General features: G+C 22.8%; 15 protein-coding genes. 10 read left to right on the top strand and 5 right to left on the bottom strand.

The window, feature by feature from the left end; translation table 4 throughout:
* Positions 1-2 precede the first annotated feature (2 nt).
* Together AACL05_RS03585 and AACL05_RS03580 are read left to right on the top strand one after the other, a co-directional pair.
* The gene (locus AACL05_RS03585; protein ID WP_338962720.1) at positions 3-1,013 is read left to right on the top strand and encodes a hypothetical protein; all 1,011 of its coding nucleotides are present in this window, start codon (positions 3-5) and stop codon (positions 1,011-1,013) included.
* A gap of 26 nt (positions 1,014-1,039) precedes the next feature.
* On the top strand, positions 1,040-2,401 hold the full coding sequence (locus AACL05_RS03580) for a Sapep family Mn(2+)-dependent dipeptidase (RefSeq protein WP_338962718.1): 1,362 nt from the start codon (positions 1,040-1,042) through the stop codon (positions 2,399-2,401).
* 67 nt (positions 2,402-2,468) lie between these two features.
* Here the strand turns inward: AACL05_RS03580 and AACL05_RS03575 are convergent, their stop codons facing one another.
* The 3 genes from AACL05_RS03575 to AACL05_RS03565 form a co-directional block, all read right to left on the bottom strand.
* Entirely contained in the window at positions 2,469-3,419 is a 951-nt protein-coding gene (locus tag AACL05_RS03575) for an IS30 family transposase (RefSeq protein WP_338986282.1), read from the bottom strand.
* 117 nt (positions 3,420-3,536) lie between these two features.
* Complete coding sequence (locus tag AACL05_RS03570; RefSeq protein WP_338962716.1) at positions 3,537-3,662, bottom strand: hypothetical protein; 126 nt, start codon at positions 3,660-3,662, stop codon at positions 3,537-3,539.
* Between the two features lie 124 nt (positions 3,663-3,786).
* Positions 3,787-4,686, bottom strand: coding sequence for a hypothetical protein (locus AACL05_RS03565; protein WP_338962713.1), 900 nt, complete (start codon positions 4,684-4,686; stop codon positions 3,787-3,789).
* 240 nt (positions 4,687-4,926) lie between these two features.
* On the opposite strand from AACL05_RS03565, the gene mnmA reads away from it, so the two are divergent.
* Entirely contained in the window at positions 4,927-6,042 is a 1,116-nt protein-coding gene (gene mnmA / locus AACL05_RS03560) for a tRNA 2-thiouridine(34) synthase MnmA (protein WP_338986280.1), read from the top strand.
* 197 nt (positions 6,043-6,239) lie between these two features.
* Positions 6,240-6,932 carry a hypothetical protein gene (locus AACL05_RS03555; RefSeq protein WP_338986277.1) on the top strand — a complete coding sequence of 231 codons (693 nt, stop codon included), beginning with the start codon at positions 6,240-6,242 and terminating at the stop codon, positions 6,930-6,932.
* 142 nt (positions 6,933-7,074) lie between these two features.
* On the opposite strand, the gene AACL05_RS03550 is transcribed toward AACL05_RS03555, so the two are convergent.
* Entirely contained in the window at positions 7,075-8,223 is a 1,149-nt protein-coding gene (locus AACL05_RS03550) for an Mbov_0401 family ICE element transposase-like protein (protein WP_338986275.1), read from the bottom strand.
* 222 nt (positions 8,224-8,445) lie between these two features.
* On the opposite strand from AACL05_RS03550, the gene AACL05_RS03545 reads away from it, so the two are divergent.
* Positions 8,446-8,763, top strand: coding sequence for a hypothetical protein (locus AACL05_RS03545; protein ID WP_338962703.1), 318 nt, complete (start codon positions 8,446-8,448; stop codon positions 8,761-8,763).
* A gap of 58 nt (positions 8,764-8,821) precedes the next feature.
* Here the strand turns inward: AACL05_RS03545 and AACL05_RS03540 are convergent, their stop codons facing one another.
* Positions 8,822-9,772, bottom strand: a complete 951-nt coding sequence (locus AACL05_RS03540; protein ID WP_338960236.1) for an IS30 family transposase — start codon at positions 9,770-9,772, stop codon at positions 8,822-8,824.
* 235 nt (positions 9,773-10,007) lie between these two features.
* Between AACL05_RS03540 and AACL05_RS03535 the strand changes: the two genes are divergently transcribed.
* The 5 genes from AACL05_RS03535 to AACL05_RS03515 all read left to right on the top strand — a co-directional run bounded on the left by AACL05_RS03535 (position 10,008) and on the right by AACL05_RS03515 (position 14,086).
* Complete coding sequence (locus tag AACL05_RS03535; RefSeq protein WP_338962700.1) at positions 10,008-10,403, top strand: terminase small subunit; 396 nt, start codon at positions 10,008-10,010, stop codon at positions 10,401-10,403.
* Complete coding sequence (locus tag AACL05_RS03530) at positions 10,397-11,173, top strand: phage terminase large subunit (RefSeq protein ID WP_338986274.1); 777 nt, start codon at positions 10,397-10,399, stop codon at positions 11,171-11,173. The genes AACL05_RS03535 and AACL05_RS03530 overlap by 7 nt, the downstream gene beginning before the upstream one ends.
* A gap of 72 nt (positions 11,174-11,245) precedes the next feature.
* Positions 11,246-12,196 (top strand): IS30 family transposase, encoded by a 951-nt coding sequence (locus tag AACL05_RS03525; protein ID WP_338960236.1) that lies wholly within the window; start codon positions 11,246-11,248, stop codon positions 12,194-12,196.
* Positions 12,197-12,832, top strand: coding sequence for a hypothetical protein (locus AACL05_RS03520; protein ID WP_338986272.1), 636 nt, complete (start codon positions 12,197-12,199; stop codon positions 12,830-12,832).
* Between the two features lie 3 nt (positions 12,833-12,835).
* Complete coding sequence (locus tag AACL05_RS03515; protein ID WP_338962696.1) at positions 12,836-14,086, top strand: hypothetical protein; 1,251 nt, start codon at positions 12,836-12,838, stop codon at positions 14,084-14,086.
* Positions 14,087-14,097 lie beyond the last annotated feature (11 nt).

Genomic DNA, 14,097 nt, shown 5'->3' with positions numbered 1-14,097 from the left:
TTATGAATACACAAACTACTATTGAACATTTATATATAGAAATACCTAATTTTAAACATGAAGTAAATACTAACTATTCTTATTTTATAGAAAGTATTAAAAAAGAATTAACAAATATAATAAATAAATACCAATTAAACTTAAAAACAATTTATCTTGCTAACAAAAATAAGTCAGTTTTACCAATTATTTTTTTAGAACAATTATTAATACTACTTAAACCATTGACAACCACTATCAAAGAATACAACTTTGAATGTACTATTAATAATACTAATTTCACAACTCTACAATTATTTTCCAAATTTCAAATTAATCGTTTAATTTGAAAAATAATTAGTTTTCAAAATCAATTAAATAACAAATTTAATTATCAACAAAGTATAAAAATTATTAATGATGCTATTAACTTAAAAATTAATAATTTCTCAATTGATTTAAAATATAATCTTCCTCATCAAACAGTAATTGATGTCAATAATGATTTACAAATATGTATGCAATTAAAAACACCTCATATTAGCTATGATAGTTATAATCACAAACAAAATCTTACTATTAAAAGATACATTAATAATTTCTTAAAAAAACACAAATATGATAACTATGAATACTATAGTTATAGTAAAAATACTAATAATCAATCAAAATATATTATTGCATATTGTTTATTAGAAAACTATTATGGAATTGGTCCAAATGCTGTTTCATATATTAAAACAGAAGATAAAGCAATAATAATTACTAATAGCAATAACATTAATAATAACAATCAAAAAAATAGTATCTTATCAACAAATGAAATTTTAATCCAAAAATTAATACAAGGTTTATTACTAAAAAAGGGAATAAAATTTAACAAAAGTAATAACATTCTAGAGCAGCCACTGATTAGTAAATTAATCAAAAATAAACAAATAAAAATAAAAAATAATCATTTATCTTGCACAAATAGTTCCTGATTATTGTTAAATGATTTAATAGTTGATATTATAACTAATACTACTATTTAAATTTATATATCAAGGAGTGAATAAATATGAAATTCAATGAAAAATTGTTAAAAGAAAAATATTTTCCGCAAGCACTAACAAAAATAAAAGAAATTGTTAAAATTCAATCATATGCTCAACCACCCACAACAACAGCACCTTATGGGCCTGGTGTTAAAGAAGTATTAGATTATGCTATTAATTTAGGGCAAGAATTAGGTTTTAAAACTTATCGTGACAAAAACAATAAATATGGATATTTAGAATATGGTGAGGGTAAAGAAATATTTGCCATATTAGGTCATCTTGATGTTGTACCACCAGGTAATTTAGAAGAATGAAAAATTTCACCTTTTTCGCCAGAAATTATTAATGATATTTTATATGGACGAGGTGTATTAGATGATAAAGGTCCAACAATTATTATTCTATACTGTTTAAAATATTTAAAAGATCATGGTTATCAACCAAATCGTCGAATTAGAGTTATCTTTGGTTTAACTGAAGAAACAACATGAGATTCAATTAACACATATATGAAGCAAGAAGGTACTCCAACTTTTGGTTTTACTCCTGATGGTATGTTTCCGCTAGTATATGCTGAAAAAGGAATTATTAACTTAGATATTATTGGTACAGGTCATAAATCCATTGTTATTAATGCAGGTGATGCTTACAATGTCACTTGTTCTACTAGTAATATTAATGGTGTTGATATTAAATCATTTGTTAAAATTGGGAAAAATAAGAACTATCGAATTGAAAATAATAATCAACAAATTACCATTCATGGTAAACCAGCACATGGGTCACGACCAGATGAAGGAATTAATGCAGGATTAAGAAGTTTATTAATTTTAAATAAACTTAAAATTGAACACAATCTAATTAAATTTGTTGGTGATATTTTACAAGAAGATACTGCTTTAACAAAATATTTTGGTGATTTAGATGATGAATCTGGAAGTTTTACTATTAATGTTGGCATCGTTGAAATTAATAGCAAAAATTCAAAATTAGGATGTAATATCCGTATTCCAGTTAAAACTGATTTACAAGAAATTTTAAATAGATTAACAAAAATATTAAAACCTTATAATTTAACAATAAAACAACAACATTATGATAAACCATTATATATGCCACAAGAATCAACAATTGTTATTAAATTAATGGAAATTTATCAAGAAGTTACTGGTGATAAAAAAGCAAAACCAATTGCAATTGGTGGTGGAACTTATGCTAGAGCAATGCCAAATTGTGTAGCATTTGGTGCAATATTTGATCATACTAACTCAACTGAACATCAATATAATGAATGTATTAAAGTTGACAAATTATGAAAATCAATGTTAATTTATGTACGTGCTATTAGTACACTGGGAAGTTTAGAAATTGGTAAATTATAAAAAAAGTTAGAATAGTTTATTCTAACTTTTTTTATTTTCATTCGCTAAATTGTAAAGGTAAGTGCAACTAAATTATTTTTCTATCCAAATATTCGATTGGTGAAAGATAATTTAGTATTTTTCTTGGTCTTTGGTTTAAAGACAATATAAATTTATGAACTTCATTTTTATTAGTTTTTGAAAAAATAAATTTTTTAGGAAATTTTTCTCTAATTAAACCATTAGTATTTTCATTAGTACCTCTTTGTCAAGGTGAATATGGATTGGCAAAATAAATTTTTATATCTAAATTTTTTTCAAGTTGTTGTCAATTTGAAAATTCTTTGCCACGATCAAAAGTAATAGTTTTAACAATGTTTTTAGGAAGAATTGATAAATAATAACTAACATTTTTATTAATAACTTTAGTAGTTCTGTTTTTAACTAATATTGCTAAAGTAAATCGTGATACTCTTTCAACTAAAGTTATTAAACATGATTTGCTTTTACCTCGTGATGATACTATAGTATCTCCTTCTCAATGACCAAGTGTTATACGATCATTAACATTTATATCTCGTTCTTTAATTGATTTACCATTAAACTTGCCACGATTTTCTTTAGATTTTCGTTTTTTACCTTTTCTTCTTAAATTTTTACTAGTAACTTTATCAAGCATTCCAAAATAAATTCAAGTATAAATTGTTTTAAAACTAATAACTCACTCTTTATGAAAATTTTTAATTCTGCCATAAATTTGTTCAGGTGATCAACCTAATAGTAATTTTTGTTGTACATATTTTACTAAATTCTTATTTTTAAACTTATGAAAACTAATATATGATTGTTTTCGATTTTCAGCTTTATTTTGTGCAATTAATGAAAAATAATGATTATTATCTTTATTTCTATTAATTTCTCGAATAATAGTACTAATACTTCGATTAAGATTTTTAGCTATTTCACTAATTTTAAATTTAAATTTCAATTGATTCTCAATATAAATCCTTTCATCTATGCCAAGATGTTTATAACTCATATAAAAACTCCTTACTTTTTTCTAAACTAAATTTAGCATTATGAAATTTTTATATGAGAATTTTTTGCAATTTTATTTACTTGCACTTACAAGTATAACTCAGCATTCAAATAAATTTTATGCAATTGAAGGATTTCTAGGACAACCACCAAATGCAGGACCATTAATACTATTAATAACACTCACCAATTCATCATTAAAGTTATTAGTTAATTGTCGTTCATCACTACTATTAATACTCATATAATTACTATTAGTTACTATTTCCTCTAATTCATTATTTGGAGTAGACTTAAAAAATTTCTGTCATTGTTTTTTAGCATATTTATTTAATACTTTATTACCAATAGTATCATTGATAATATAGCTAACATAATAGCAAATTGAAAAAATGTAGATTCAATTCTAGTAATCTATCAGCAGTATACATAACAGCTGCAGTTTTAATTGCATTATCTATTATAGTTGCTATTACCATTGCTGTTAAATAACCACCACTTTTTAAAAGACTCATACATTTTGATTGTTGAGAAAATAATGATTCTAACTCATCATTTTCATTAATATTATTATTTAAACAATTAAAATATCTTTTGAAAGCAAACCACATATGTGTTTTTGTTAAATATTCTATACCCTTATCTATTAAGATAGAAGTATAACATAAAACTTCTGCTCGTATAATTGTTGATAAAATATTTGGTCCATAAATAATTTTACTTCAATATTCAGCTAAACTAGTTAAAGAACCAACTGAATACATACTAGAAGCAGTAATCATAAAATGATTCGAAATTCAATATCCAACTTTTGCTATTAGCATTTTTCCAAAAATAGATGTTTTTGAAAGACATGAATAACCTTCCTCAACACCAATTTCGGAATATAAAGATAAAAGTGGACTCATTTCTTGATCAGCAGTTCTATTAAATACTGTTCTTCCTTCTTGTCAAATTTTTTCTGCTCCCCATTTTCATAAATTCATTGCTTGTGTACTAATTACCAATTGTACTGGAGTTACTCCAAAATCAACTAAATTATTTAAAGGATTTACTTTATTTCAATCAAATGATCCAATACTAATAACTGCTACCTGAAATACTCGTTGTACAGTTTTCAAACCAACTGCTGCTGTTAATAAACCAGCTGTTCCAATTATTTTTTTAGTATCTGATCATATTAAACTACTTCAACTATTATTAATAGTATTTGCTTCTATATTACTATCTATATCATTATTTATTAATAACTCTTCTTCTTGTGGCATTTTTTCTCTTCTCTCTATTTCTTTATTAAAACATAAAAAACACATTAATAACAAACTTTACAAAAGTGGTTATAAACCATATTTTGTTAAATTGCTTTTATGTGTTTTAACATTAGTATAAAGGATTATCACTTAATAATCAATATGTAAATTCAATAATTTAAAAATATTTATTTGGGTATTTATTATATATTTGTTACAATTATTAAGCATTTATGAAAAGTACTAAGGAGTAATAAAATGACAAAAAAAAAACGCATTGTTGTTGGTATGAGTGGTGGAGTTGATTCATCAGTAACAGCAGCACTTTTACAAGCAGAAGGCCATGAAGTTATTGGTCTTTTTATGCGTAATTGAGATTCACTTTTAAATAATGATTTACAAGGTAACAATAATCAAGATATTTGTCCACAAGAACAAGATTATCTTGATGCTTTAACTGTTTGCCAAAAATTAAATATTAAATTAGAAAGAATTGATTTTGTTAAGGAATATTGAGATAATGTTTTTACTTATTTTCTTGAAGAATTTAAAAAAAGTCGTACTCCCAATCCCGATATTTTATGTAACAAATATATTAAATTCGATGCTTTTTTAAAATATGCACAAAAAAATTTACAAGCAGATTATATTGCAATGGGGCACTATGCACGAATTAACTACAACCCAATTACTAAACAATATCAGTTATTAAAAGGAATTGATGATAATAAGGATCAAAGTTATTTTTTATGTCAATTAACACAAAAACAATTAAAATATAGTTTATTTCCTTTAGGTAATAAAACTAAAACTGAAGTTAGGGAATTAGCAAAAATATATAATTTACCAACAGCAACAAAAAAAGATTCTACTGGCATATGTTTTATTGGTAATCGTAATTTTCAAACATTTTTAACAAATTATTTACCAACTAATTCGGGCAAAATTGTTGATATTAATACCAAAACTACTATTGGTAATCACAATGGTGTTTACTACTATACACTTGGCCAAAGAAAAGGTATTAATCTTTCAGGAATGAAAGTTCCGTATTTTGTTGTTGAAAAAGATGTTACTAATAATATCCTTTATGTTGCTAATGATAATGAAAATAAATGACTAATGAATAGCGGTTGTACTGTTAAATCATTGAATTGAATTAATAATAGTACATTAAAAAACTCTTTAAAATGTAATGCAAAATTTCGCTATCGTCAATCTGATGTTGCTGTTATTATTAATAATATTAATAATGATGAAATTAAGGTTGAATTTTCAGAAAAGATACGCGCTATTACGCCTGGTCAAACCGCTGTTTTTTATGATGGTGATATTTGTCTTGGTGGTGGAGTTATTGACCAAATATTTCGCTAATCAATTATTAAAAAACTAATATAAATAATAAAATTTTAATTACATATTTTTTTATAATTTTCAAGATTCAAAAATTACTATTAAACTATTTTTTTAGTTTTTAGATACTTTTATTACATTTTCTTTTTTACGTTCTTAAAATATAAAATAACCTATTATTATAAAAGTTATAGAAAAAAACAAAAAGGAGAGTTTTAATGAAAAAAATATTAACAATATTAACTACCTTAGCATCTACAATAACTATTGAAAATTGTATTAGTAATTTTAACTTAAGGACAATCACATTACAAAATGATTGTTTTAAAAAAAATAATGTTCATCAAAGCAATAATGATTTTATTTTTTCTGATTTATATAAAAATAATAAAGGCGAAATATATTCAATAACTAATGATGGTATTTATAAATATACTAATGATAAAAATACATTCATAAAAATAAAAGGCATAAATGGATTAATAATAAGCTTAAAATTTGACGCAAAAGATAATATTTATGCTTTAAAAACTAATGGCATTTATAAATGTCTAGTCAATAAAAATGAATTTAAAAAAATGAAAGTAACAACTAATACTAATAATTATTCTTTTACAAATATTAAAATAGATTCATCAAACAATGTATATGTATGATCAAAGAAAGATGGTGTTTATAAATGTCTAGTCAATAAAAATGAATTTAAAAAAATAGGAGGTATCTATTTAAGTCAAGCAGATAATTTTAGAATATATTTACTTTTTTCAAAAAATAATGTTTATGCTTTAACAACTGAATATAATGATTATCATAATAAAATAATTTATAAACTTTTAGCTAATGAAAATGAATTTACTTTAATTGACGGACGAATAAATATAACGGATAGATTTTCTAACTTCAAACAATAAAACTAGCAAATCTAAATATTTGTTAATTAAATTATATCATAAATTTTAAAAATGTTAAAAAATATAATTATAAAATTACATTTAAACAACACAAAAATCCTAATCTTAAAATTAGAAACAAAAAATATTAAATTGTATTACTTTAAGCACTATTAATATAATTTCTACTATTTAAATAATTGGCTCTAGCCATTAACATATTAATTAACGTTGGATAAGCATATATTTTTGCACCTTTAGTTTGAGATTTAACTAAATGTTGAATATCACTTTCAGCACTACAGCCAATATTTCAATCAGCAGGTTGATTAATAATACCTTCTTTATTATTTTCAAAAATTCTTAAAGTTTCTTTATTTACTTTTGTTTCAATTAAAAATGCTATTAATTCATCATATTGACCATTACAAAAATATTTTCAAGCCTTTAAAAAGTTTTTTAAATTTTCTGGATTAACTTTATTTTTTCTTTTATCAGGTTTATATGCTGTTCATAAATAATAAAAAGCATGATATTTATCTAGTACATAATAAGCACCCAAATATTTTGCTAAATTATATATTCATCCAGCACCATCACCAGAAACTACTAATTTTGCATTTTCAAATTCATAATATTTTTTTAATCCATTTCAAGTAAAATCAACTGTAGGATTTGCTTGTAAATAATCTTCTTTAGGACTATATTTATAATCACCCATAAAAGTATAAATTTTATTTGATAATTTATTTCTATTTTTACCTATTTGTTTTTTACCAGTATTATATGAAATACTACGAATTTTTTGCATTTCTCTTTTATGATTTTTATTTCAAACTGGAACATAACAATCATCAGCATTAATATAAATAAATTCACTATTTTTAACTTTAAATTTTTGTTCTGGTAATTTTTCTTGAACTTTTGCATTTTTATGAATTTTACTAATTGTTACTTTTGAAACATAAGTAAATTTTAAAATATCTGGTATATATTGATAATGTTTCTTTCTTACAATATATAATATTATTTCTTCTTTTAATCAACTAATAATTTTTGCTCTTTTTTCAATATTAAACTCTTCATAAACTGGATAATAATATTTTTTCTTTAATTTATCTCAATAAACTCTTTGATTAAAAATCATTTTACCAAATTCAAAAATAATACTAAGATTACATTTTTTAGCAACTTTATATCTATCTTTATCTCTATTTTGAAAAAAATATTCATCAAAAGCATGGATTTTATTAACATGATTTGTTCTAATTCTATTAATTTCATATTCAAGATTATTTTTATAATTAAACATTTTTTAACACCTTTCTATTTATTTTTTTATCCTAACTATTCTAACAAATTTGTTAAAATATTAGTTGAAAAATGTTTGGTTTTAGAGTATAATATTAAAGAACGATTGAAATAATTAGCAAATCTATTGCAACGTTTAAAGATAACTTTTATTAGTTATCTTTTCTTTTTTAATAAAATAATGTACAATAAAAGAAAAATATAAATAGAAAAGGAAAGTAAAATGGATTATTTATTGTTAACTGAAATAAAAGAAGTAGACCCACCTATGACTGTATTTTATATTATGTTAGTTCCCTTATCATTAGCATGAATAGCATTTTCCCTTCATTTAATTAATTTAGGGTGAGAGTTATGTGAAAAAAATAATCCTTTTGGAATCGTATTGTTTACCATTTCTTTAAATATTATTGGTACTGTTATTGGCGCTATGATTATGTATAAATCACAACATCCAGAATTTAAGTTTTGAAAAAGTTTAGGAAATAAAGTTAAGAAAATGTTTAAATTTAAAAAAAGAAATAAAAAAATAGCAGTATAATGCTATTTTTTGTTATAATTATATTATAAAAATTGCTAAATTGTAAAGGTAAGTGCAACTAAATTATTTTTCTATCCAAATATTCGATTGGTGAAAGATAATTTAGTATTTTTCTTGGTCTTTGGTTTAAAGACAATATAAATTTATGAACTTCATTTTTATTAGTTTTTGAAAAAATAAATTTTTTAGGAAATTTTTCTCTAATTAAACCATTAGTATTTTCATTAGTACCTCTTTGTCAAGGTGAATATGGATTGGCAAAATAAATTTTTATATCTAAATTTTTTTCAAGTTGTTGTCAATTTGAAAATTCTTTGCCACGATCAAAAGTAATAGTTTTAACAATGTTTTTAGGAAGAATTGATAAATAATAACTAACATTTTTATTAATAACTTTAGTAGTTCTGTTTTTAACTAATATTGCTAAAGTAAATCGTGATACTCTTTCAACTAAAGTTATTAAACATGATTTGCTTTTACCTCGTGATGATACTATAGTATCTCCTTCTCAATGACCAAGTGTTATACGATCATTAACATTTATATCTCGTTCTTTAATTGATTTACCATTAAACTTGCCACGATTTTCTTTAGATTTTCGTTTTTTACCTTTTCTTCTTAAATTTTTACTAGTAACTTTATCAAGCATTCCAAAATAAATTCAAGTATAAATTGTTTTAAAACTAATAACTCACTCTTTATGAAAATTTTTAATTCTGCCATAAATTTGTTCAGGTGATCAACCTAATAGTAATTTTTGTTGTACATATTTTACTAAATTCTTATTTTTAAACTTATGAAAACTAATATGTGATTGTTTTCGATTTTCAGCTTTATTTTGTGCAATTAATGAAAAATAATGATTATTATCTTTATTTCTATTAATTTCTCGAATAATAGTACTAATACTTCGATTAAGATTTTTAGCTATTTCACTAATTTTAAATTTAAATTTCAATTGATTCTCAATATAAATCCTTTCATCTATGCCAAGATGTTTATAACTCATATAAAAACTCCTTACTTTTTTCTAAACTAAATTTAGCATTATGAAATTTTTATATGAGAATTTTTTGCAATTTTATTTACTTGCACTTACAAGTATAACTCAGCAATTAAATAAAAATATATATGAAGTAATTAATAAAGTTAATAAGTTATTACTACCAGTGTCTAACTTAAAGATTATATTAATTATATCATAAATTTTTGTGTTTTTAAGGCATATGAAAGGAGATTTTTATGTGCAAGAAGAAAAAATAAAAATAAGAACAATTTTTAATGATGCAAAAGCATTAAGAGAAAAATTAGAAGAATATTTTAATCATTGTAAACAAACTGAAGAAATACCAACTAAAATTGGTATGTTAGTTTATTTAGATATTACAGAAAATACTCTTTATAGTTGAAAACAAAAAAAGAGAAATACTTTTTTACAACAAATTAATTGAGCATATTTACAAATACGTCATATTAATACACAAAGATATTTAAAAGCAAATGCAAATAATACTGCATGATATTTAGAAAGAGCATTTGTGAAAGAATATCATTTATCTACAAAAATTGATATAAAAAGTAGTGATAATACAGCCCCTATAGCAATTAGTTTAGAAAATAAAGGTAAGAATAAATGTTAAGTAATTTTGGTTATTTATTAGATATTGCTAAAAGAATGTATTTAAAACAACCTTTAAATATTACTAAAATTAAACAATTAGGTAGTCGTAAATCTGGTAAAACATTTAGTAATATTGAATTCTTAGGTATTTTATTAATGTTAGATAATATTAATATTCATGCTTATTTAATTCGTAATATGTCAAAACAATTAAATGATAGTTGACAAGAATTAAAACAAATTATTAGAGCAACATATCCTAGTATTAATTTTATTATTAGTGAAACTAAAAAAACTATTGAATTTAATGGTAGTAAAATAACTTGTAAATATTTACATTCACAAGATAATAGTAATGTTAAATTAACTGGATTAGCAAGTAATTATTTATATGATTATGTAATTATATGAAGTGATGAAAGATATGAAATTACTGAAAATGATTATCAAGATTTAAAAGATGCTATTCGTGGTGCAAATCAATTATTAGAAATTGAAAGTTGTAATCCTTGAAGTATTTTAAATGAATTTATTAAAAAAACTATAAATGCTTGTCCACAAAATGAAAAACAAATTATTAATGAATATGAACAATTTACTATTATTGATAATACTATTTATCATTATCAAAATTGAAAATTAAATACTCATTTAAAAGATAGTGATAAACAACAATTATTAGAAATAGAAAAATTAGACCCAATATCTGCAAGAGTAAGAAGTCATGGTTTAGTAGGTTATGAATCTGGTGGAATATGCTGAGTTATACTTGTAAGTGCAAGTAAATAAAATTGCAAAAAATTCTCATATAAAAATTTCATAATGCTAAATTTAGTTTAGAAAAAAGTAAGGAGTTTTTATATGAGTTATAAACATCTTGGCATAGATGAAAGGATTTATATTGAGAATCAATTGAAATTTAAATTTAAAATTAGTGAAATAGCTAAAAATCTTAATCGAAGTATTAGTACTATTATTCGAGAAATTAATAGAAATAAAGATAATAATCATTATTTTTCATTAATTGCACAAAATAAAGCTGAAAATCGAAAACAATCACATATTAGTTTTCATAAGTTTAAAAATAAGAATTTAGTAAAATATGTACAACAAAAATTACTATTAGGTTGATCACCTGAACAAATTTATGGCAGAATTAAAAATTTTCATAAAGAGTGAGTTATTAGTTTTAAAACAATTTATACTTGAATTTATTTTGGAATGCTTGATAAAGTTACTAGTAAAAATTTAAGAAGAAAAGGTAAAAAACGAAAATCTAAAGAAAATCGTGGCAAGTTTAATGGTAAATCAATTAAAGAACGAGATATAAATGTTAATGATCGTATAACACTTGGTCATTGAGAAGGAGATACTATAGTATCATCACGAGGTAAAAGCAAATCATGTTTAATAACTTTAGTTGAAAGAGTATCACGATTTACTTTAGCAATATTAGTTAAAAACAGAACTACTAAAGTTATTAATAAAAATGTTAGTTATTATTTATCAATTCTTCCTAAAAACATTGTTAAAACTATTACTTTTGATCGTGGCAAAGAATTTTCAAATTGACAACAACTTGAAAAAAATTTAGATATAAAAATTTATTTTGCCAATCCATATTCACCTTGACAAAGAGGTACTAATGAAAATACTAATGGTTTAATTAGAGAAAAATTTCCTAAAAAATTTATTTTTTCAAAAACTAATAAAAATGAAGTTCATAAATTTATATTGTCTTTAAACCAAAGACCAAGAAAAATACTAAATTATCTTTCACCAATCGAATATTTGGATAGAAAAATAATTTAGTTGCACTTACCTTTACAATTTAGCATATATTCACATTTAATTCATAAGATTAGTAGATTATTACAACCAAGTTATAGATTTAGTGCTGGATTAGATTATGGGTTTAAAGATGATGCTTTAGCATGTTTATTAATAGGTTTTGATTATAATTTTAAATTTGTTAATGTTATTGATTGTTTAAAAATAGAAAATAAATTAATTCGTTATGATAATAAACAATTAGCAAGATTAGTAGTTGAGTTTTATATTAAATTAGCAAAAGAAAATAATTTACTTTATGAATATGGTTTAACTGTATATTGTGATTTTAGTAATTATACATTTATTGAAATGTTAAATGATACAGCAATTAAATATCAAGTTAATTCATGACTATATTTTAAAGACTGTGTGAAATTAAGACTTGAGTTTAGAATAGGTAAGAATGTGGCTTTAATGGCTTCAGAACGATTAAATATTAGTATGAATGCACAAGCATTATTAGATGAGTTTAGATTGGCTGTATGAGACCCTAAAAGTATTAAACAAATACCATTAGCGGGTAATGACCATTTACGTGACGCATTTGATTATGCTATAGAACCATATATTAGAAATTTAAGTGCAAATATAAATCCTTATTTTGAAAGGAAGTAACATATGAATAATCATAATACTGAAATATTAACTCCTAATTGATGTATGATAAATCTTCAAGAAATTATAGCAAATCATGCAAGTAAATTATTATGAGGTAATGGTTATACTTTAACAAGTGAACATGAAGAATATAAAAGAGCAATTGAAAAATTAAAAGAATGAAATAATTTAGATTCATTATTTTATCAAGATTGTCATATAAAGAGTGGATATGGTTATAGTATTGTTCAAATTGATAAAAGTAAAAGTGGTAGAATATCATTAAATTTTGCTCAACCGTATGCTCAATCAAGAGTTGCAAGAGTATTAGAAAATGAATATAGTGCATCAACATGGTCAAGATTACAATATGATGACCAAAGTATTTATGTTAAAACAACATATACTCGAAATCAAATAATTAGATATTTTACTAGTGATTATGTTACTTTAGATGGTTTACAAAAACAAATAAGTGATGATTTAAAATTACCTTTAATAGATAATCATAATTTAGGTATTATTCCAGTTAAATTTATGCAAAATTTACCTAAAAAGAATTTCTTTGGTGGAGTTATTGGTGATTATTATCCAGATATGACTCCAATTAAAAAATTACAAAAATTATTAAATAAAACATTTGAATCAATTGAACATGAACTTGAATATAATGTTACTCGTGTATTTTTAGATATTACTGAACAAGAAATAAATCAATCTAAAACTGCTTTTGATTTAAAAAAATTAATAGGTAAATTTATTTTACAAGCAAATTTAAGAAGTTTAGGAAGTACTAGTGGAACACCACCAATTGCTATTTTACAAGGTAGTCCAATATTAGATAAATATGCAGAATTTATTCAATTTATTATTGATAAAGCATTTGAAGGCTCTGGATATAGTCCAGTAAATGATACTACAAGTCAAAAAACTGAAGCAGAAGTATTAATTACTAATTCTCGTGATATGGAAACTACAAGAATTAAAAGAACTTTAAATCAAAGTGATTGAAATGAAATATTTCAAAGATGTTTTATATTAATGGGATTAGATGGTGATAAATCTAAATGAACATTTGAAATTAAAGAAAATACTATTACAGATAGATTAAAATCACTTGAAATTGATGAAGCAGAATTAAGATTAGAAATTACTAATATTAAAAGAATTATTGTTAAAAGATATGGTGTTAGTGAAGAAGAAGCACAACAAATTATTGAACAAAATAGAAAATATCAAAAAGAAGAAATTGAATTTAATAATACTTTTTAGGAGAAACTAAA

The sequence above is a fragment of the Spiroplasma endosymbiont of Thecophora atra genome, from assembly GCF_964019735.1.
Classification (GTDB): Bacteria; Bacillota_I; Bacilli_A; order Mycoplasmatales; family VBWQ01; genus Spiroplasma_E; species Spiroplasma_E ixodetis_A.
The sequence above is the reverse complement of the archived record's forward strand: the minus strand, read 5'-3'. Positions and strand labels throughout refer to the sequence as shown.